The organism is Rhodoferax ferrireducens, from assembly GCF_031458075.1.
GTDB lineage: Bacteria > Pseudomonadota > Gammaproteobacteria > Burkholderiales > Burkholderiaceae_C > Rhodoferax_B > Rhodoferax_B ferrireducens_A.
Genome location: NZ_JAVDXT010000002.1, coordinates 1,208,817 through 1,226,991, shown reverse-complemented (window position 1 = coordinate 1,226,991; position 18,175 = coordinate 1,208,817). Strand labels below are relative to the sequence as shown.

The 18,175-nt window shown below is 63.1% G+C and carries 22 protein-coding genes; 10 read left to right on the top strand and 12 right to left on the bottom strand.

Annotated features, from left to right (window positions below; all coding sequences use genetic code 11):
* Positions 1 to 4 precede the first annotated feature (4 nt).
* Together J2X19_RS14675 and J2X19_RS14670 are read left to right on the top strand one after the other, a co-directional pair.
* On the top strand, positions 5 to 658 hold the full coding sequence (locus tag J2X19_RS14675; protein WP_116606518.1) for an amino acid ABC transporter permease: 654 nt from the start codon (positions 5 to 7) through the stop codon (positions 656 to 658).
* Complete coding sequence (locus J2X19_RS14670; protein ID WP_310374221.1) at positions 642 to 1,403, top strand: amino acid ABC transporter ATP-binding protein; 762 nt, start codon at positions 642 to 644, stop codon at positions 1,401 to 1,403. The genes J2X19_RS14675 and J2X19_RS14670 overlap by 17 nt, the downstream gene beginning before the upstream one ends.
* A 70-nt stretch (positions 1,404 to 1,473) precedes the next feature.
* On the opposite strand, the gene J2X19_RS14665 is transcribed toward J2X19_RS14670, so the two are convergent.
* Positions 1,474 to 1,674 (bottom strand): hypothetical protein, encoded by a 201-nt coding sequence (locus tag J2X19_RS14665; protein WP_116606516.1) that lies wholly within the window; start codon positions 1,672 to 1,674, stop codon positions 1,474 to 1,476.
* A gap of 122 nt (positions 1,675 to 1,796) precedes the next feature.
* Here J2X19_RS14665 and J2X19_RS14660 point away from each other — a divergent pair, with 122 nt between their 5' ends.
* On the top strand, positions 1,797 to 3,194 hold the full coding sequence (locus J2X19_RS14660) for a phospholipase D-like domain-containing protein (protein WP_310374218.1): 1,398 nt from the start codon (positions 1,797 to 1,799) through the stop codon (positions 3,192 to 3,194).
* A 60-nt stretch (positions 3,195 to 3,254) separates the two neighbouring features.
* On the opposite strand, the gene J2X19_RS14655 is transcribed toward J2X19_RS14660, so the two are convergent.
* From J2X19_RS14655 to cysS, 3 genes are all read right to left on the bottom strand, one after another.
* Positions 3,255 to 4,232, bottom strand: coding sequence for an acetyl-CoA carboxylase carboxyltransferase subunit alpha (locus J2X19_RS14655; protein ID WP_092754833.1), 978 nt, complete (start codon positions 4,230 to 4,232; stop codon positions 3,255 to 3,257).
* 33 nt (positions 4,233 to 4,265) lie between these two features.
* Positions 4,266 to 4,835: a DNA-3-methyladenine glycosylase family protein gene (locus J2X19_RS14650; RefSeq protein WP_405048670.1), complete on the bottom strand. Its 570-nt coding sequence runs from the start codon at positions 4,833 to 4,835 to the stop codon at positions 4,266 to 4,268.
* Between the two features lie 145 nt (positions 4,836 to 4,980).
* Positions 4,981 to 6,357, bottom strand: coding sequence for a cysteine--tRNA ligase (cysS, locus tag J2X19_RS14645; protein ID WP_310374215.1), 1,377 nt, complete (start codon positions 6,355 to 6,357; stop codon positions 4,981 to 4,983).
* A 192-nt stretch (positions 6,358 to 6,549) separates the two neighbouring features.
* Here cysS and J2X19_RS14640 point away from each other — a divergent pair, with 192 nt between their 5' ends.
* The 5 genes from J2X19_RS14640 (at position 6,550) to J2X19_RS14620 (ending at position 9,875) form a co-directional block, all read left to right on the top strand.
* Positions 6,550 to 7,077, top strand: a complete 528-nt coding sequence (locus J2X19_RS14640; RefSeq protein WP_310374213.1) for a tetratricopeptide repeat protein — start codon at positions 6,550 to 6,552, stop codon at positions 7,075 to 7,077.
* Positions 7,078 to 7,148: 71 nt separating this feature from the next.
* On the top strand, positions 7,149 to 7,724 hold the full coding sequence (locus J2X19_RS14635) for a peptidylprolyl isomerase (protein WP_116606512.1): 576 nt from the start codon (positions 7,149 to 7,151) through the stop codon (positions 7,722 to 7,724).
* 12 nt (positions 7,725 to 7,736) lie between these two features.
* Positions 7,737 to 8,243: a peptidylprolyl isomerase gene (locus J2X19_RS14630; RefSeq protein WP_310374210.1), complete on the top strand. Its 507-nt coding sequence runs from the start codon at positions 7,737 to 7,739 to the stop codon at positions 8,241 to 8,243.
* A 13-nt stretch (positions 8,244 to 8,256) separates the two neighbouring features.
* On the top strand, positions 8,257 to 9,033 hold the full coding sequence (locus tag J2X19_RS14625; RefSeq protein ID WP_310374209.1) for a UDP-2,3-diacylglucosamine diphosphatase: 777 nt from the start codon (positions 8,257 to 8,259) through the stop codon (positions 9,031 to 9,033).
* 5 nt (positions 9,034 to 9,038) lie between these two features.
* Positions 9,039 to 9,875, top strand: coding sequence for a M90 family metallopeptidase (locus tag J2X19_RS14620; protein ID WP_310374208.1), 837 nt, complete (start codon positions 9,039 to 9,041; stop codon positions 9,873 to 9,875).
* A 3-nt stretch (positions 9,876 to 9,878) separates the two neighbouring features.
* Here J2X19_RS14620 and J2X19_RS14615 read toward each other — a convergent pair whose 3' ends face one another.
* The 3 genes from J2X19_RS14615 to J2X19_RS14605 all read right to left on the bottom strand — a co-directional run bounded on the left by J2X19_RS14615 (position 9,879) and on the right by J2X19_RS14605 (position 12,157).
* Positions 9,879 to 10,832, bottom strand: a complete 954-nt coding sequence (locus J2X19_RS14615; RefSeq protein WP_310374206.1) for a LysR family transcriptional regulator — start codon at positions 10,830 to 10,832, stop codon at positions 9,879 to 9,881.
* Positions 10,833 to 11,018: 186 nt separating this feature from the next.
* Positions 11,019 to 11,429: an alternative ribosome rescue aminoacyl-tRNA hydrolase ArfB gene (gene arfB / locus J2X19_RS14610; RefSeq protein WP_092754857.1), complete on the bottom strand. Its 411-nt coding sequence runs from the start codon at positions 11,427 to 11,429 to the stop codon at positions 11,019 to 11,021.
* Positions 11,426 to 12,157, bottom strand: coding sequence for an SIMPL domain-containing protein (locus tag J2X19_RS14605; RefSeq protein ID WP_310374203.1), 732 nt, complete (start codon positions 12,155 to 12,157; stop codon positions 11,426 to 11,428). Before J2X19_RS14605 ends, arfB begins: the two co-directional genes overlap by 4 nt.
* 239 nt (positions 12,158 to 12,396) lie before the next feature.
* Here J2X19_RS14605 and ompR point away from each other — a divergent pair, with 239 nt between their 5' ends.
* Both ompR and J2X19_RS14595 read left to right on the top strand, forming a co-directional pair.
* The gene (gene ompR, locus J2X19_RS14600; protein WP_116606507.1) at positions 12,397 to 13,128 is read left to right on the top strand and encodes an osmolarity response regulator transcription factor OmpR; all 732 of its coding nucleotides are present in this window, start codon (positions 12,397 to 12,399) and stop codon (positions 13,126 to 13,128) included.
* A gap of 87 nt (positions 13,129 to 13,215) precedes the next feature.
* A complete protein-coding gene (locus J2X19_RS14595; RefSeq protein WP_116606506.1) occupies positions 13,216 to 14,574 on the top strand; it encodes an ATP-binding protein in 1,359 nt (452 codons plus the stop codon).
* 11 nt (positions 14,575 to 14,585) lie between these two features.
* Here J2X19_RS14595 and J2X19_RS14590 read toward each other — a convergent pair whose 3' ends face one another.
* Genes J2X19_RS14590 through J2X19_RS14570 form a run of 5 tightly spaced genes read right to left on the bottom strand, consistent with a single transcriptional unit; the run spans position 14,586 to position 18,175 of the window.
* A complete protein-coding gene (locus J2X19_RS14590) occupies positions 14,586 to 15,245 on the bottom strand; it encodes a 4'-phosphopantetheinyl transferase family protein (protein ID WP_310374200.1) in 660 nt (219 codons plus the stop codon).
* 14 nt (positions 15,246 to 15,259) lie between these two features.
* On the bottom strand, positions 15,260 to 15,712 hold the full coding sequence (locus tag J2X19_RS14585; protein ID WP_310374198.1) for an excinuclease ATPase subunit: 453 nt from the start codon (positions 15,710 to 15,712) through the stop codon (positions 15,260 to 15,262).
* 38 nt (positions 15,713 to 15,750) lie between these two features.
* Positions 15,751 to 16,983 (bottom strand): beta-ketoacyl-ACP synthase, encoded by a 1,233-nt coding sequence (locus J2X19_RS14580; protein ID WP_310374196.1) that lies wholly within the window; start codon positions 16,981 to 16,983, stop codon positions 15,751 to 15,753.
* Positions 16,980 to 17,711: a 3-ketoacyl-ACP reductase FabG2 gene (locus J2X19_RS14575; protein ID WP_310374194.1), complete on the bottom strand. Its 732-nt coding sequence runs from the start codon at positions 17,709 to 17,711 to the stop codon at positions 16,980 to 16,982. Before J2X19_RS14575 ends, J2X19_RS14580 begins: the two co-directional genes overlap by 4 nt.
* Positions 17,708 to 18,175, bottom strand: a complete 468-nt coding sequence (locus J2X19_RS14570) for a hotdog family protein (protein WP_310374191.1) — start codon at positions 18,173 to 18,175, stop codon at positions 17,708 to 17,710. Before J2X19_RS14570 ends, J2X19_RS14575 begins: the two co-directional genes overlap by 4 nt.

Here is an 18,175-nt window from a genome sequence, read left to right as displayed (position 1 = left end):
CACCATGGTTGACTTTGCCCTTTGGGATATTTTCCGCAACCTGCTGCTGGCCGCGCGCTGGACCATCAGCCTGTCGCTGATCGCCTTCATCGGCGGCGGCCTGGTCGGCGTGCTGCTGCTGGTGGCACGGCTCAGCCAGGTGCGCGGTGCTGATAGCTTCGTCGGTGCCTATGTGCAGGTGTTCCAGGGCACACCGCTGCTGATGCAGCTGTTCCTGGCCTACTTCGGCATTGCGCTGTTCGGCGTCAACACCAGCGCCTGGGTGGCTGCAGCGGTAGCCTTGACGCTGTACACCAGCGCCTTCCTGACCGAAATCTGGCGCGGCTGCGTGGCCTCGATTCCCAAAGGCCAGTGGGAGGCCTCGGAGAGCCTGGCACTGAGCTTTGGCGAACGGCTGCGCTATGTGGTGCTGCCCCAGGCCATCAAGATCGCGATTGCGCCCACCGTGGGCTTTCTGGTCCAGGTGATCAAGGGCACGGCCCTGGCCTCGGTGATCGGCTTCATCGAGCTGACCAAGGCCGGCACCATGATCGCCAACGCCACTTTCAAGCCCTTCGTGGTCTACAGCTGCGTGGCCTTGATGTATTTCGCCCTGTGTTTCCCGGTCAGTTTCTACGCCAAATTGTTAGAGAGGAAGATACATGCAGCCCGCCGCTAAAACCAGTTCATCCGCCATCGTCGAAATCAAGGGCTTGCGCAAGTCCTTTGGTACGAACGAGGTGCTCAAAGGCATCGACCTGGAAGTCCAGGCCGGCGAGGTGATCGCCATCATCGGCAAAAGCGGCTCGGGCAAGAGCACCTTGCTGCGCTGCATCAACGGCCTGGAAGTGTTCCAGAGCGGCACGCTGACGGTGGACAACAAGCCCCTGCTGCACGACAACGCCCTGGCGATGCGTGCGCTGCGCCAGCGTGTCGGCATGATCTTCCAGAGCTTCAACCTGTTCCCGCACCTGACGGTGGGCAAGAACGTGATGCTGGCGCCGCGCCTGGTCAAACAGCAGGCCGAAGAACCCGGCACCGCCCAAGCCAAAAAGCTGCTGGCCCGCGTCGGTCTGGCGGAGAAGTTCGATGCCTGGCCCGACCAGCTGTCGGGGGGCCAACAGCAGCGCGTGGCGATTGCCCGGGCCCTGGCGATGGAGCCGGCGGTACTGTTGTGCGATGAAATTACCTCGGCGCTCGACCCAGAGCTGGTCGGCGAAGTGCTGCGTGTGGTGGAAGGCCTGGCCGACGAGGGCATGACCCTGCTGATGGTCACGCACGAGATGAGTTTTGCGCGCAAGGTCAGCAACCGCGTGATCTTCATGCACCAGGGCCGGGTGCATGAAATGGGGCCGCCCGACCAGTTGTTCGGCAACCCGCAAACGCCCGAGCTCAAGCAGTTCCTGTCGTCGCTGCACGACTAGCCAGGTGCTATTGATTCAATAGCTGCTGGCGCATATTAAATAAGCGCCAGCAGCTTTTTTTATTTCAATTTCAAGCGCGCCGCAGCTCGGGCTGTGCGCGCTGTGCTGCGTCTTCTTCCTCGATCTGCAGCACCGCTGCTTCCAGCTTGCGGTAGGTGGCCACAAACAGCTCCTGGCAGGCAATCCGGTGCCCGCTGGACAGCCGGTCCACATCCTTGGCCACCAATGCCGCCACAATCAAGGCAGTGGGTTCTATGAGTTCGGTTTTCATAGCAAGTCCTTTCAAAGGGCAAAGTACGTACGGACATTGCACGCCCATTTGTTCGACATGGCAACCGGGTACACACTAGGCCCTCACACCAACTCGGCATCTTTACCTGGGTCCCCCACTGCGTGCTGCACGAACTCTTCACCCGCAACTCCATCACCCTGCACAGCGCGCTGGTGGTGCTGGGCCTGGTCATTTACACCACCGCCTCGCACACCTTGCGGCAACGCCGCCACCCTTCGGCCGCCATCGCCTGGATCATTTCACTGGTCTTGCTGCCCTACTTTGCGCTGCCGCTGTACCTGGTGTTCGGCCGGCGCAAGGTGGTCCGCCGGGCGCTGAAGCCCGGGCCAGCCATACATGCGAACGCCAGCGCCCATGAGCAGCTGGCAGTCGCCGTCGGACTCGGTCCGCCGGCCAGCTTTGAGCAGCTGCAGCTGCACCGGGACGGTAGCCACGCACTGCACGCCTTGCGCGACATGCTGGGCAGCGCCCGCCAGGCTATCGACGTCTGCACCTTCATCCTGGGCCACGATGTGCTGGGCGACGAGATCACCGCGCTGCTGATGCGCCGGGCCCGCGACGGCCTGCAGGTGCGCCTGTTACTGGACGGCATAGGCATCTACCTGGGCGGCCACGCCAACCTGCGCCAGCTGCGGGCCGCCGGGGTGCAGGTGCTGCTATTTGTGCCGCCGCTGCATTCGCCCTTGCGGGGGCGCACCAACCTGCGCAACCACCGCAAGATGGTGCTGGTCGACGGCCACTGGCTGTGGTGCGGCGGACGCAATCTGGCCGCCGAATACTTTGAAGGCGACACCTTGTCGGTGCGGAAGAAGCCGGTCTGGTTCGACCTGAGCTTTGACCTGCACGGCGCCCTGGCCCAGCAAGCCCAGCAGCGCTTTGACAACGACTGGAGCTTCGCCAACACCGGCAAGACGGTGCGCACGCCACTGCTGGCCCACCTTCCCACCGTGCCCGCCAGCGCCGGCCCGCAAGCCCGCCTGGTGCCCAGCGGCCCCGACCAGGCCGAGGACACGGTCTACACCCTGCTGGTCTCGGGCTGCTTCACCGCGCAGACGCGCATCCTGGCCGTCACGCCCTACTTCGTACCCGACCAGACCCTGTTGATGGCGCTGGCGCTGGCCGCGCGCCGCGGCGTGGCGGTGGACCTGCTGCTGCCGGCCCGCTCCAACCACCGGCTGGCCGACATCGCCCGGCATGCGGCCCTGCGCGAACTGGTGAGCGCCGGCGCCCGCGTCTGGCTGCTGCCGCAGATGGTGCACGCCAAAGCCGTGCTGATCGACCAGGACCTGGCCCTGGTCGGCTCGGCCAACCTGGACGAACGCAGCCTGTTCCTCAACTACGAGCTGATGGTGGCCTTTTATGACCCGCCGGTAGTGCAGCGCTATGCCGACTGGATCAGCGGCCACCAAGCCCAGGCCACGCCCTACCAGCCGCGCCCGCCCGGACTGTTACGCGAGCTGGTCGAGGGCCTGGTGCGTTGGGTGGCGTTCCAGCTCTAAATGACAAAACCCCGGCAGCCGCGAGGCTTGCCGGGGTTTGGCATCGGTGCGACCGAAGGCCTATTTGCTCTCGGCCTTGGTGTCGGTAAAACGACCGTAGCTCTGCAGGCGCTCGTAGCGGCGGTCCAGCAGCTCCTTGGTCTTCAGATCGCTGATCTGGCGGTAGGCGTCGTTCAACGCGCGCTTCAGGAAGGCTGCCATCTGCTTGTGGTCGCGGTGCGCACCGCCCACGGGTTCGTTGACGATCTTGTCGATCAGGCCCAGCGCCTTCAGGCGGTGCGCGGTGATACCCAGGGCTTCGGCCGCGTCGGGCGCCTTCTCGGACGTCTTCCACAGAATCGAGGCGCAGCCTTCGGGGCTGATGACCGAGTAGATCGCGTACTGCAGCATCACCAGCTGGTCGGCCACCGAGATCGCCAGCGCGCCGCCGGAGCCGCCTTCGCCGATGATGGTGGTGATGATGGGCACTTCCAGCTGCGCCATTTCGTAGATGTTGCGGCCAATGGCTTCCGACTGGCCGCGCTCTTCGGCGTCGATACCGGGGTAGGCACCAGGGGTGTCGACAAAGGTGAATACCGGCAGCTTGAACTTCTCGGCCGTTTTCATCAGGCGCAAGGCCTTGCGGTAACCCTCGGGCTTGGTCATGCCGAAGTTGCGCAGGCCGCGTTCCTTGGTGTCACGGCCTTTTTGGTGGCCCAGCACCATGCACGCCGTGCCGTTGAAGCGGGCCAGGCCGCCGACGATGCTCAGGTCATCGGCAAAGTGGCGGTCGCCGTGCAGTTCGACAAAATCGGTGAAGATTTCGTTCACATAGTCCAAGGTGTACGGACGCTCGGCATGGCGGGCGATCTTGGTGATCTGCCAGGGCGTGAGCACGCTGTAGATGTCCTTGGTGAGCTGCAGGCTCTTTTTGCTCAGCTGGTCGATTTCTTCGGAAATGTCGACAGCCGACTCGGTCTGCACATAGCGCAGCTCTTCAATTTTGGTTTCCAGGTCCGAAATCGGCTGTTCGAAGTCAAGAAAGGTTTTTTTCGCCAAAGTCGTTCTCCTATGGGATAGGTTTATTGGGGCTTATTTCGGCGGATTGACCGCGGGTACGGCGGCCAAAGAGCGCCAAATATACCAAGTTGCCACGCTGCAATAGGGTGCCCAGGCGGCAGCGACTTCACGTGCGTCGCTGCGGCTGACCGGATCACCCGAAAAATAGTTCTGGCTGATGCCGTTGATCAAGCCTACATCGTCCAGCGGCAGCACATTCGGCCGCATCATATGGAAGATCAGGAACATCTCGGCCGTCCAGCGGCCAATGCCGCGGATCGCCACCAGCTCGGCTATGATGGCCTCGTCGTCCATCTCTTCCCAGGCCTGCACATGCAGTTTGCCGGCGTCGAAATGCAGGGCCAGGTCGACCAGGTATTCGACCTTGCGGGCACTCAAACCAGCGGCGCGCATGTCGTCGACCTTGAGCTTGAGCACATTCATCGGCGCCATCTGCTCGGGCAGCAGCACGAACTTGCCCCACACCGTCTGCGCCGCCTTAACCGAGATCTGCTGGCCGACGATGCTGCGCGCCAGCGTAGTGAAGGCATCGCCACGGGTTTCCAGGCAGACGTCGCCAAACTGCGGGATCAGCCGCTTCATCACCCGGTCTTTTTTCACCAGATGCTTGCGCGCTTCGGCCCAGTAATCGGGGGTGAACACCGTGGGCTCAATCGCTATCTTTTTAAGAGCTACCACCGCACGCCCCAATTACGCTGGAGGCATAAATTACCCAAACAACAAGGCACTACGCTGCCTCCCAGGTCGTGCCACCGGCAGCGTCTTTGAGCGCGATGCCATTGGCCAGCAGGTGTTGGCGGATGCGGTCGGCTTCGGCAAAGTTGCGCGCGGCCTTGGCCTCGGCACGCTGGGCGATCAGGGCCAGAATGGCCGCGTCGTCGAGCGCGGCACCCGCCTGCAGAAAGGCCTTGGCGCTGCCTTGCAGCAAACCCAAAGTGCCGCCCAGGGCTTGCAACAGCCCGGCCAACTCCGCCGACTGGCTGCGGTTGACTTCCGATGCCAGGTCGAACAGCACGGCAATCGCCTCGGGCGTACCAAAATCTTCGTTCATCGCCGCCTGGAAGCGGGCCGCGAACGGCTGGCTCCAGCCGATGCTCGCGGGCACAACCGGCGTCACCAGGCTCAGCGCGGTGTACAGGCGCTTGAGCGCAGTGCGGGCGTCATCCAGATGCGCGTCGCTGTAGTTCAGCGGGCTGCGGTAATGCGTGCGCACCAGGAAGAAACGCAGGGTTTCGGCGTCGAACTTCTGCAGCACGTCGCGGATGGTGAAGAAGTTGCCCAGGCTTTTGGACATCTTCTCGTTGTCTACCCGCACAAAGCCGTTGTGCACCCAGAAGTTTGCCAGCCGCTTGCCGGATGCGCCTTCGCTCTGGGCGATTTCGTTCTCGTGGTGCGGGAACTGCAGATCGGCGCCGCCGCCGTGGATGTCAAAGCTCTCGCCCAGGGTCTGGCAAGACATGGCCGAGCACTCGATGTGCCAGCCGGGACGGCCCGGGCCGAACGCGCTGTCCCATTTGGCATCGGCGGGTTCGGTGGGTTTGGCGGCCTTCCAGAGCACGAAGTCCAGCGGGTCGTCCTTGCCGTCCAGCACCGCCACGCGCTCGCCGGCATGCAGCTCGTCCAGCGACTTGCCCGATAGCTGGCCGTAGCCGGGGAATTTGCGCACCGCAAAGTTCACATCGCCTTGCGGCGTGCGATAGGCCAGGCCTTTGTGCTCCAGGGTGCTGATCAGGCTCAGCATCTGCGGCACGTATTCGGTGGCGCGCGGTTCGATGGTCGGTGATTCGATGTTTAGCGCGCCGATGTCCTGGTGCATGGCCAGGGTCATTTCGTCGGTCAGCGCGCGGATGCTGATGCCGCGCTGCACCGCGCGGGCAATGATCTTGTCGTCGATGTCGGTGATGTTGCGCACATAGGTGACGCGCAGGCCACTGACCTTGAGCCAGCGCTGCACCACGTCGAACGCCATCATCATGCGGGCGTGGCCGATGTGGCACAGGTCGTAGATCGTCATGCCGCACACATACATGCGCACATGGCCAGGTTCGATCGGAGAAAACTCTTCCAGAGCACGCGACAGCGTGTTGTAAATGCGCAAACTCATGAAATATAGCAATTGGGCAGGACGCTCAGGCGTACTGCGGACGTGGTCAGTGGGTTGGCGAACAGGGTCTCCCGCTCAGGCCGTAGGGGTGGAGAAGGCGGCGTCAGACCCCTGGGCTACAATCCTTCGCAGTATATCGCCCCCTCGTTTGGGCATGGCTTTGCATCCTGTTTAAGAGGCTTTATGGCGCACATGACATCCCGTTTTTCCGCAGGTTTACGCGTGCTGGCGGCCACCGCACTGGTTGCCTGCGCGGCTACCGCCTACGCCGATGAGTACGCCGATGTCAGCCAGCTGCTGCGCACCGGCAAGCTGGCCGAAGCCCAGGCCAAGGCCGACCTGTACCTGGCCGTCAAACCCCGCGATCCGCAAATGCGCTTCCTGAAGTCGGCCGTGCAATCGGCCAATGGCCAGGCGGGCGAGGCCATCGCCACCCTGAATGCCTTGACCCAGGAATTCCCAGAGCTGCCCGAGCCGTACAACAACCTGGCTGTGCTGTACGCCAGCCAGAACGACCTGGACAAAGCCCGCACCGCACTGGAAATGGCGGTACGCATCAACCCCGCCTACGCCACCGCCTACGAGAACCTGGGCGACGTATACGCCAAGCTGGCCAGCCAGTCGTACAGCAAATCGCTGCAATTGAATGCCAGCAATCCGCAGGCATCGCAAAAAGTGACCTTGTTGAAAAGCGTTTTGGCTCCAGCTAAAACCAAGTAAACCGGCTATCCGGGATTACTAGGGCCGCTGCTGGCGGCAGCCTTTCCGTCCTTTTTATCTATCTAGCATCCATGAATATCACCTCCATTTCCAAGCGCGCCTTGCTGCTGGGCTGCGCCCTGTGGGCGGCGGGCAGCGCCTTTGCCGCCGATGCACCCCGCGTCAAGTTCAGCACCTCGATGGGTGAATTTGTAGTCGAGGTCTACCCCGACAAAGCACCCAAAACGGTGGAGAACTTCCTGCAGTACGCCAAAGACAAGTTCTATGACGGCACCATCTTCCACCGCGTGATGGACGGCTTCATGGTGCAAGGCGGCGGCTTCACCGCCGACATGCAGCAAAAGCCGACCCGCCCACCCGTGCCGCTGGAAGCCAGCAACGGCCTGAAGAACGACCGCGGCACCATTGCCATGGCGCGCACCGGCAACCCGAATTCGGCCACCGCCCAGTTCTTCATCAACGTGCAGAACAACGCCAGCCTGAATGCGCCCTCGCCCGACGGCTATGGCTACACCGTGTTCGGCAAAGTGGTGTCGGGCATGGAGGTGATCGACAAGATCCGTGTCGCCCCTACCGGCAACAAAGGCCCGTTCCAAAACGTCCCGCTGACCACCATCAGCATCCAATCTGCTACCTCTGTTAACTAAGGAAACCTTGCCATGAGCAACCCTAAAGTCGAACTCCATATCGCCAACCGTGGCGTCATCACCCTCGAACTCGACGCTGAAAAAGCCCCCAAGTCGGTCGCCAACTTCCTGGCCTACGTGGCCAAGGGCCACTACGACAACACCATCTTCCACCGCGTAATCCCCGGCTTCATGGTGCAAGGCGGCGGTTTCGAACCCGGCATGAAGCAAAAAGGCACGGACAAGCCTATCGACAACGAAGCCAACAACGGTCTGAAGAACGACAACTACACGGTAGCCATGGCGCGTACCAACGACCCGCACTCGGCCACCGCCCAGTTCTTCATCAACGTGGCCAACAACGGCTTCCTGAACCACACCGCCATCTCGGCTTCGGGCTGGGGCTATGCCGTGTTCGGCAAAGTCGTCTCTGGCGCTGAAGTGGTCGACGCCATCAAGGCCGTGAAGACCGGCAACAAGGGCGGCCACGGCGACGTGCCTGTTGAAGACGTGATCATCGAAAAAGCCGTCGCCATCTAAGCCGGTTTTTTTCGTGACTTCGACCGTGCCCCCGGTGGCGGAGCTGATCGCTCCCAGCCACTGGCGCACGGTCGATTGCATTTCAGACCTGCACTTGGTCGCCAGCGAGCCCGCCACCTTTGCGGCCTGGCAGCGCTACATGGCCGATACCCCAGCCGACGCGGTCTGCATCCTCGGCGACCTGTTTGAAGTCTGGGTGGGCGACGACGCAGTGGCGGCCGACCCCGGCGGCTTCGACGCCGCCTGCATGGAGGTGCTGCGCGCCGCCGCCGGCCAGCGCCCGGTGTTCTTCATGCACGGCAACCGCGACTTCCTGGTCGGCCGCGCCGGCCTGGCGGCCTGCGGCGTGGCGCTGCTGGACGACCCCACGGTATTGCAGTTCGCCGACCAGCGCTGGCTGCTCAGCCATGGCGACGCGCTGTGCCTGGACGATACCGATTACCTGCAGTTCCGCGCCCTGGTGCGCAGCCCGCAGTGGCAGGCCGAATTTCTGGCCAAGCCGCTGGCCGAGCGCCAGCAGATCGCGCGCGGTATCCGCAGCCAGAGCGAACAGCGCAAGCGCAGCGGCGCCATCTATGCCGACGTGGACACCGCTGCCGCCCGCGACTGGCTGCAGGCCGCGCAAGCCCCGGTGCTCATCCACGGCCACACCCACCGCCCGGCCCGGCACGATCTGGGCGATGGCCTGCAACGCTGGGTGCTCAGCGACTGGGACCTGGCTGCCATGCCGCCGCGCGGCGAGGCCTTGCGCCTGTCGGCGGCCGGTGTGCAGCGCCTACCGCTGGCCTGAACCGCATGTGGGATTGGCTGCGGGCGAAACGGCAGACGCCGATTCCCGATGCGCTGTGGCTGCCGCTGCTGGCCCGGCACCGTTTCCTGGCCGAACTACCAGCACCCGACCAGCTGTACCTGCGCGAACTCAGCCGCCAGTTCCTGGCGCAAAAAGAATTCCACGGTGCGCACGGCCTGCAGATCAGCGACAGCATGGCGCTGGCGATTGCCGCCCAGGCCTGCCTGCCGCTGCTCTACCTGCCGCGCAAGGCGACGCGCTGGCAGCCGGGCGGACTCGGCTGGTATGGTGACTTTGTCGGCATCAACGTCTACCCTGGCGAGGTGCTGGCCGGGCGCGAAAGCGTGGACGATGCCGGCGTGGTGCATCGCTACCGCGAAGCCCTGCTGGGCGAAGCCATGGAGGGCGGGCCAGTGGTGCTGAGCTGGGTCGATGTGGCCCACGCCGACGCCAGCGCCGCGCAGGGCACCAACCTGGTGATCCACGAGTTCGCCCACAAGATCGCCATGCAGGGCGGCCTGGCGGACGATGCAGAGCTGGGCTACTGCCCGCCCCTGCCACCGGGCTTTCTGGGCAGCCGATCGGCGCGCGCCGCGGTGGCGGCCTGGTATGCGCTGCTGCAGCCCGCGTACGAAGGCTTTCGCGAGCAGGTCATCATCGCAGAGCGCTTCAGCGGCGCGCCAACCTGGCTGGACCCGTATGCGGCGGAGGCTATGGACGAATTCTTTGCCGTGGCCTGCGAGGCCTACTGGGTGCAGCGCGCCCGCTTTGCCCAAGAATTCCCGGCGCTGATGCCGCTGATGGATGGCTTCTTTCGCCCGGGCAGCGCTGTAAATTTATAAAAATCAGGCTCCGACGTATATTCCATTTGCGCTGGAAGCTATCTTTTCAATAGCACGCAGTCTATCCCACACCGGTTCGTCCCCAAAGCGTTCGGCCAGAAAGTCCAGCAAGCTGCGGATGCTGGCCGGCTGGTGGCGGCGCGGCAGATAGACGGCGTAAATGCCCAGGCGCGCAGGCTGCCATTCGGGCAGCACAATCTCCAGTTCGCCGGACTGCAGCAACGGCGCCACCGCATAGGTGGGCTGCAGCGACAGGCCGGCGCCGGCGCGCACCGCCTGTACCAGGGCCGTGGTGTCGTTGGCGCTAAGGTTGCCGCCGACCTGCACCGAAGCCTCTACACCATTGCGGTAGAACGTCCATTGGCTGGTGTCCAGCCGTGATGCCGTCAGGCAGTTGTGCTGCGCCAGGTCTTCCAGCACCTGTGGCACCCCTTTGCGCCGCAAATAGACCGGTGCCGCGCACAGCACCGAGCGGCATACCGACAGCTTGCGGGTCTGCAGGCTGGCGTCGAGCGCGTTGGTTATGCGCACGGCCACGTCGACCCGGTCTTCGACCAGATGCACCGGGCCATCTTCCAACCACAGATCGACCCGGGCCCGCGGATGACGGGCCAGGTAATCGGCCAGGGCCGCCGCCAGATGCGACTGCCCGAACGCACAGCAGCAGGCCACACGGATCTGTCCATAAGGTTCGGTGTCGCGCTGGCCCACCACCTGCTCTACATCGTGCACCAGCTCCAGCAGCAGATGGCTGCGCGCCACGCAGGCCTCGCCGGCTTCGGTCAGCGACAAACGGCGGGTAGTGCGCTGCAGCAAGGGCTCGCCCAGCCAGTGCTCCAGCTCGGCAATATGGCGCGTCACCATGGCCCGGGACATGCCCAATGTGCCGGCAGCCGCGGTAAAACTACCGGCCGCCACCACTTCGCCAAAAACCCGCATGGCAGAAATTCGGTCCATCAGATGTCTCCTCGCTGCCCACGCTGGTCGCCCAAACCTGCTGGAGATCACCGAGAAGCGCGTGCGACCAAATTTTTTACTATTTTTTGAATACAAGCAATATTTTTCATAAAATATTGCATACAAATATTCTTAGATAATTAGCCAAAAAAAATACTTGCTGCTCGCGCAACGACGAAGCCGGCTTTAGTCGAAGACCTTGGCGCGCAAGGCCTTGGTACTAGAACGCTGGGTTTTGCCTTCCAGCCGGCGCTGCTTGGAGCCGTAGGTGGGCTGGGTGGCGCGGCGCACCCGCGGCGGCAGGGCCACGCTGTTGACCAGCGCCTGTAGCCGCTCCAGGGCGTCGGCCCGGTTCTGGTCCTGGCTGCGGGTCTGCTGGGCCTTGATGACCAGCACGCCCTGCTGGGTGATGCGGCTGTCGCGCAAGGCCAGCAGCCGCTCTTTCACATCCTCGGGCAGGGACGACGCCGGGATGTCAAAGCGCAGATGGACGGCGCTGGAGACCTTGTTGACGTTCTGCCCGCCCGCGCCCTGGGCCCGTATCGCGGTGATCTCGACTTCGGCCGGATCGATGGGCAGCGGGCGGAAATGGATCATGGGCTGGTCAATTGCACCGCGCCGGATACCGTCACCTGCACCGTGCTGCGCCCGGCTTCCACCGGCACCGCCATGTCGGCCGAGGCCATCTTGGCTTCCATGGCCATGGCGCGCGGCCGGGGCATACCGCCCACATCGTTGGCGTTCACCGAGATTTCGCGCAGGCTGTAGCCGGCAAAGCCGAAGCCCTTGGCGATGTCGCTGGCTTTGGCCTTGAACTGTTCAATGGCGATGGCCTGGGCTTGGCCTTCCACCTGGGCGCGCTGGGCCCGGCTCAGGCTGAAGCTGACGTTGCCCAAGGTCAGGCTGGGGATCTTGCCGGCGGTGCTGGCGATGCGGGCGAAGTCGCGGCCTTCGAGCACCAGCTCGGTCGTACCCTGCCAGCCCTGGATCTTGCCGTCCTTGTTGTAGCGCGGGTAGAGGCTGAAATTACCGGTGCGCACGTCCAGCTGACCAGTTTGCGCGGCCTTGCGGGCTTCGGTCAATGCGGCATCCAAGGCCAGCTTGAGCTGGGTTTGCACCACGCCGGCATCGTTGCCGTCACGGCTGGTGGCCAGCACCACGGTCAGCAAATCCTGCTGCACCTCGACCGCGCCGCTGGCCGCCAGCTGCACCACATTGCGCAGTGGCTGTAGGGTTGAAGACTCTTGGGAAAAACCACTGCTAGCGCATACCAACAGTGCGCTGGAAGCTATTACTTTGGTAGCAAATCGGGAAAAAATGGGCATGCAGAACTTTCTGGTGTTGGGACGGAACAGAGCTGTTCCAGGGAGGTAGAGCGGCAGCTTGCCACAGGGGTTCCGTGGTTCGCCGAAGCCTGGTATTTTCAGCGCGGCAGCCCCTCAAAAAGCACACAAGACAGTATGCAAAAGTTGTAACATTCTGTCATAACACCTCCATCGCCGCGGCTTTGGGCTGTTACACACTGCAGAATCCCTCCTTGTTACATATTACCGGCCTACAGACTATGAACCAGACTGCCAACCGTCCCGACAAAATCCTGGTGGTCGATGATGACTCCCGGATCCGCGACTTGCTGCGCCGCTACCTCATGCAAGAAGGCTTTGAAGTGATGCTGGCCGAAGACGGCAAAGCCCTGAGCCGCATCATGCTGCGCGACACGGCCGATCTGATCGTGCTCGACCTGATGATGCCCGGCGAAGACGGCCTGAGCATCTGCCGCCGCCTGCGCGCCAACAACGACCGCACCCCCATCATCATGCTGACCGCCAAGGGCGAGGACATTGACCGCATTGTCGGCCTGGAAGTCGGCGCCGACGATTACCTGGGCAAACCCTTCAACCCACGCGAACTGCTGGCCCGCATCCACGCCGTGCTGCGCCGCCGTCCGGCCAAGGAGGCACCGGGTGCGCCGTCCATTGACAACGAGATCATCAACTTTGGGCCGTTTGCCTTCGACCTCGGCTCGCGCACCCTGAACCGCAATGGCGAAGAGCTGCCGCTGACCACCGGCGAATTCGCCATGCTGAAAGCACTGGTGCGCCATCCGCGCCAGCCGCTGTCGCGCGAAAAGCTGGCCCTGCTGGCCCGGGGCCGCGAGTTCGAACCGTTTGACCGCAGCCTGGACGTGCAAGTCTCCCGCCTGCGCAAGCTGGTCGAAGTCGACGCTGCCGCGCCGCGCTACATCCAGACGGTATGGGGCGTAGGCTATGTATTCGTTCCAGACGGAGCAGGTTGATCCGTTTTGAGCAAGTCGCAGACCACCCACATCCGCCGGGGCCGTCTATCCGACCCGTCTGACGCCACCAGTCCAGCACCGCTGGAGATGCTGCCAAGCAAGTCGCATCTGTCCCGCCAGATGGTGGTGGTGAGCCTGTTCTGGCGCACATTCTTTCTGCTCGCAGCCCTGCTGATGGGCAGCATGCTGGCCTGGTTGATGACCTTGCGGGCGCTGGACTTCACACCGCGCGCTATCCAGACCGCCCAGCAAATCGCCTCGCAGGTCAACCTGAGCCGGGCCGCCCTGGTGCATGCGGACCCGATCGCCCGGGTCTCGCTGATCAAGGCCATGGCCGAACAGGAGCGCATGCGCATCCTGCCGCGCGAGCCCTCCGACCAACACCTGCCGTTTGACCGCGACAGCCTGAGCCAGAGCATTGCCGAAGAGCTGACCAAGATTCTGGGCCCCAGCACCGTGGTGGCCCGCAGCGTCAATGGGGTCGATGGACTGTGGGTCGGTTTCGAAATCAATGGCGACGCCAACTGGCTGCAGCTGGACCACGAGCGCTTCAACCCGGCCAGCAACAAGACCTGGCTGATCTGGCTGTGCACCATAGGCGCGCTGTCCCTGGCCGGCGCAGCGCTGATTGCGCGGCTGATCAACCGACCGCTGAAACAGCTGTCGTTTGCCACCAGCCGGGTGCGCGAAGGCGATTTCGATGCCAGCCACCTGGACGAACGCGGCGTGACCGGCGAGGTGCGTGAAGTCAACATCGGCTTCAACCGCATGGCGCAAAAGCTGGCCAAGATCGAACAGGACCGCGTCATCATGCTGGCCGGCATTTCGCACGACCTGCGCACGCCACTGGCCCGGCTGCGGCTGGAAACCGAAATGAGCGTGGCCGACAACGACGCCCGCGAACACATGGTGGCCGACATCGGCCAGCTGGACGCCATCATTGACAAGTTTCTGGACTATGCCCGCCCTGGCCATGCCAAGCTCAACACCGTGTCACTGAACGACGTGCTGGAATCCAGCCTCTACGCCGTGCTCGACTACGAAGACATGCGCATCAACCTGACGGTGGAAGAACCGCTGAAGGTGCTGGCTGACGAGGTCGAGCTAGGCCGCGTCATCTCCAACCTGCTGGAAAACGCCCGCCGTTACGGCAAGTCGCCCGATACCGGCATCGCCGTGGTGGACATCGCCGCCAAGTCGCGTGAAGACTGGGTGCTGCTGAAGGTGCGCGACCACGGCCGCGGCGTAGACCCCGAGCAGCTGGCCAGCCTGTCCAAGCCCTTTTTCCGCGGCGACGCTGCCCGCACCGCCGCTACCGGCGCCGGTCTGGGCCTGTCCATCGTGGACAAGGCCATCCAGCGCATGGGGGGCGAATTTGAGCTGACCAATACTGCATCCGGCGGGCTGGCTGCGCACATCAAGCTGCAACGGGCACCCAAGAGCTGAGTTTTCAGCCCCTAAGCAGCTGCCACCTGCCACCATGAAGGCGCTGCTGCAACCCATCCTCCGCCAACGATCTGGGCATCGGCAGACACAACCAAGGCCAGCGTGACACCCTCTGGCTGCCAGACGCGGGCATTACCCTGCCCCGCGGGCATCGCTTGCGTGTGCAAAGCGGCCAGTTGCGCCAAAGCCAAAGCTTCACCCTGTGACTTGAACCAGGCTTCTTTCAAAGTCCAGATGCGGTAGAACTGCTGCAACGCATCCGCGGGGTCCAGGCCTTCGGCGTCTTTCAGTTCAACCTCAGAAAACACGGTGGCCGCCATACCTGTCCAATCGCGCGCACGTGCCGGGGCTTCGATATCCACCCCGATGGGCGCATCCGATACCGCACACACCACCCAATCGGCGCTGTGGCTCAACGACAGATGGAGATGCGGATGGCCCAGCACGGCCGGTGCCCCCACCGCATTGGCGGACAGCCCCCAAAGCCGCGGCGCAGCTGCTCCAGCGAAGGCCGACAAGGCCTGCCTAGCCAACCAATGCCCGGCCAAAAACTGACGGCGCCGCAGCGGGGCGCTGATCTGCGCAAGCCTATGGGCTTCATGGGCGGACAGCCATTGCAGGTCCGTTTGTGCAACCTCAGCAGCGCATTGGGCTACCGAGGCAACACACACACGGATCTGCTGAATCACTGGGCTGCGACTTTGGCGTAGCTGGCTTTGAGCACCACATGGATACGGAAAGTGCCCGCATGGCATTCGACCGTCGTCGGACTCTTGGTGACCTCATTTTTAAAGAAGCTGTGTATGTCTACCACCGCATTGGCACCGAGCTTTTTGGCCTTGGCCTGAAAGGCCAGCAATGACGACAGCGCCGCCGCGTGGCAACCCGCGAGTTCTTCCTTGACGGAACCATTCGCCGTGCCATGCGACCTGTCTTCGCCAAGGGTTTGTTCAATTGCCGGGGTGTTTGAGCCCGAAAGGTAAAACTTCACCGAGCCGTCCAGCTTGGCCTGGGCTTCGGGCATCTTCAGTACATCTTCGAGAGGGATCTGGTACTCGACATCGCGGGCGAACGCTGGTGCGGTAAAGACCGCACTCAAAGCCAACACAGCAGCAGACAGGGCAATGGTTTTTTTCATAAGGTGGTTAGTGCAAGGTATCTAGAAACAGCGCTGTGTCAAACACCGCGCCAGCGGCCAAAAATCAAGGAGGTGTTGATGCCTCCAAACGCAAAGTTGTTGCTCATCACATGGTCGGTCTGCAAGCGGAGGCCATCGCCCATCACGTATTGCAGCGGTGCGCAGCGCGGATCCACCTGGCGCAGATTGACGGTCGGCGCGAACCAGCCTTCGCGCATCATCTCGATGGTCATCCAGGCCTCCAGCGCACCGCAGGCCCCGAGGGTGTGGCCCATATAGCTCTTCAACGAACTCAGGGGCACTCGCTCGCCAAAAATGGCGTGGGTGGCAATCGACTCGGCCACGTCGCCATGGTCGGTAGCCGTGCCATGGGCATTCACGTAGCCAATCGCCTCGGGCGCCAGGCCGGCACTCTCCAGCGCCAGCCGTATCGCCTCGGCCATGGTTTCAGATTGAGGCTGGGTGACATGGGCGCCGTCGCTGTTAGTCCCATAGCCCAGCACTTCGGCATGGATGCGCGCACCACGGGCCAAGGCATGCTCCAGCTCTTCCAACACCAAGGTCCCTGCGCCTTCTCCGAGTACCAGGCCATCGCGCTCTGCATCGAAAGGCCGGGGGGTCGATCCAGGCTCGTCATTGCGCACGCTGGTGGCAAACAAGGTGTCAAACACCGCGGCTTCGGTCGCATCCAGCTCTTCGGCACCACCAGCGAGCATGGCAATTTGCTTGCCTGACTGGATGGCCTCAAACGCCGAACCAATCCCCTGGCTGCCCGAGGTGCAAGCGCTAGACGTGGTGATGATGCGCCCCGTCATGCCAAAGAAAACGCCGATATTGACGGCCGCGGTATGCGACATCATCTTGATATAGGTGGTGGCGTTGATGCCCTCGGTGCTCTTCTCCGACATCATGCGACCAAAGTCGCCAATCGCCGACGGTGTGCCCGCGGACGAGCCATAGGACACACCCATGCGGCCGCTCTTGACCAAAGGGTCCCCCAGCAAACCCGCATCGATCAGGGCCAGCTCGCTGGCCCGCGTGGCTAGCACCGCCACACGGCCCATGCTGCGCATCGATTTGCGGTTGTAGTGTGCGGGTAGCTCGAAAGGCTGGGCGGGAGCGCCCAAACGCGTGTGCAACCCCTCGAACACGGCCCAGTCGTGCATGGTGACCACGGCATTGCGCTTGTCTTGCAACTGCTGGCGCACGCTGGGCCAATCGTGGCCTAGCGGGCTCAAGGCGCCAAATCCGGTAACGACTACCCGCTTCATCCGACCATCCCTCCATTCACCGAGATCACCTGGCGGGTGATGTAGGCGGCGTCCTGGGTCATCAAGAAAGCCACCACAGCGGCCACTTCCTGCGGCGTACCCATGCGCCGCAACGGGATGATTTTCAAAGCCTCTTCCAGTACGTGGGGTTCAACCATTTCTGTATCAATCAGGCCAGGGGCCACGCAGTTCACCGTGATGGCCCGTTTGGCCAGTTCGATGGCCAAGGACTTGGTGGCAGCAATCACACCGGCCTTGGCCGCGCTGTAATTGGTTTGGCCGCGGTTGCCCATCAGCGCGGACACCGATGCCAGGGTCACGATACGCCCGGGCTGGCGTCGCTGCACCATGGGCATCACCACCGGATGGAGTACGTTGTAGAAGGCATCAAGGTTGGTATGCACTACCATGTCCCATTCCTCGCCGGTCATGGCCGGAAAAGCGTTGTCACGCGCCAAACCCGCATTGCAGACCACACCGTAGTACGCACCGTGCTGGTCCATATCCGCCTGCAGCGCAGCGGCACAGGCCTGCCGGTCGGCCACGTCAAAAGCCAGTACCCGGGCTTGCCGTCCGAGCGCAAGAATCTCTTGCGCTACCGCCTGCGCCTGGCTGAGCTGGGTACGGCAATGCACCACGATGTCAAAGCCGTCGGCCGCCAAGCGCAGGGCAATGGCTTTGCCTATGCCCCGGCTCGCGCCGGTCACCAAAATGCTGGAAGATTTCATCCCGGGGTTCCCTCTGATTCTTTTAAGTAGGCCATGCCGTCCTTGGGTTCGAACACCGAGACATGCGCGCGGGCCAGCTCTTTCTCTTCTGCATAAATTCGACAATCGAACATGCCCAGCCCATTGTCGGCAACCAACTCAGCATGCGCCTCGATACGCAACACGCTGCCCACGGCAAACCCCGCGCAGTCGGCTACATAGCGCCGGGTTCCCAGTAAAAAACCTATGCTGACGGGCTCACCCCGGTCCATAGCCCGTGCACCGGCCCAGGCGGCAATCGCCTGCGCCATCAGCTCCACCCCCACCCATGCGGGCAAGTACGCGCCCTGGACAAACAGCCGGTCGGCCCGCACATCGGCCTCCACCGCCACCAGGTCGGGGCCGACGGAAACCAGGCGGTCGATCAAACGCATCGCACCGCGGTGCGGAATATAGGTTTCAATAGAAGATGCCACTGCCGACAT

Excerpts from the sequence above, each read along its gene's own strand:
- J2X19_RS14675 (WP_116606518.1), top strand. The coding sequence starts at position 5 with ATGGTTGACTTTGCCCTTTGGGATATTTTCCGCAACCTGCTGCTGGCC.
- J2X19_RS14670 (WP_310374221.1), top strand. The coding sequence starts at position 642 with ATGCAGCCCGCCGCTAAAACCAGTTCATCCGCCATCGTCGAAATCAAG.
- J2X19_RS14665 (WP_116606516.1), bottom strand. The coding sequence starts at position 1,674 with ATGAAAACCGAACTCATAGAACCCACTGCCTTGATTGTGGCGGCATTG.
- J2X19_RS14650 (WP_405048670.1), bottom strand. The coding sequence starts at position 4,835 with ATGAAGCGGCTGATCCCGCAGTTTGGCGACGTCTGCCTGGAAACCCGT.
- cysS (WP_310374215.1), bottom strand. The coding sequence starts at position 6,357 with ATGAGTTTGCGCATTTACAACACGCTGTCGCGTGCTCTGGAAGAGTTT.
- J2X19_RS14640 (WP_310374213.1), top strand. The coding sequence starts at position 6,550 with ATGACATCCCGTTTTTCCGCAGGTTTACGCGTGCTGGCGGCCACCGCA.
- J2X19_RS14635 (WP_116606512.1), top strand. The coding sequence starts at position 7,149 with ATGAATATCACCTCCATTTCCAAGCGCGCCTTGCTGCTGGGCTGCGCC.
- J2X19_RS14630 (WP_310374210.1), top strand. The coding sequence starts at position 7,737 with ATGAGCAACCCTAAAGTCGAACTCCATATCGCCAACCGTGGCGTCATC.
- J2X19_RS14620 (WP_310374208.1), top strand. The coding sequence starts at position 9,039 with ATGTGGGATTGGCTGCGGGCGAAACGGCAGACGCCGATTCCCGATGCG.
- J2X19_RS14615 (WP_310374206.1), bottom strand. The coding sequence starts at position 10,832 with ATGGACCGAATTTCTGCCATGCGGGTTTTTGGCGAAGTGGTGGCGGCC.
- arfB (WP_092754857.1), bottom strand. The coding sequence starts at position 11,429 with ATGATCCATTTCCGCCCGCTGCCCATCGATCCGGCCGAAGTCGAGATC.
- J2X19_RS14605 (WP_310374203.1), bottom strand. The coding sequence starts at position 12,157 with ATGCCCATTTTTTCCCGATTTGCTACCAAAGTAATAGCTTCCAGCGCA.
- ompR (WP_116606507.1), top strand. The coding sequence starts at position 12,397 with ATGAACCAGACTGCCAACCGTCCCGACAAAATCCTGGTGGTCGATGAT.
- J2X19_RS14595 (WP_116606506.1), top strand. The coding sequence starts at position 13,216 with ATGCTGCCAAGCAAGTCGCATCTGTCCCGCCAGATGGTGGTGGTGAGC.
- J2X19_RS14585 (WP_310374198.1), bottom strand. The coding sequence starts at position 15,712 with ATGAAAAAAACCATTGCCCTGTCTGCTGCTGTGTTGGCTTTGAGTGCG.
- J2X19_RS14580 (WP_310374196.1), bottom strand. The coding sequence starts at position 16,983 with ATGAAGCGGGTAGTCGTTACCGGATTTGGCGCCTTGAGCCCGCTAGGC.
- J2X19_RS14575 (WP_310374194.1), bottom strand. The coding sequence starts at position 17,711 with ATGAAATCTTCCAGCATTTTGGTGACCGGCGCGAGCCGGGGCATAGGC.
- J2X19_RS14570 (WP_310374191.1), bottom strand. The coding sequence starts at position 18,175 with ATGTCGGCAGTGGCATCTTCTATTGAAACCTATATTCCGCACCGCGGT.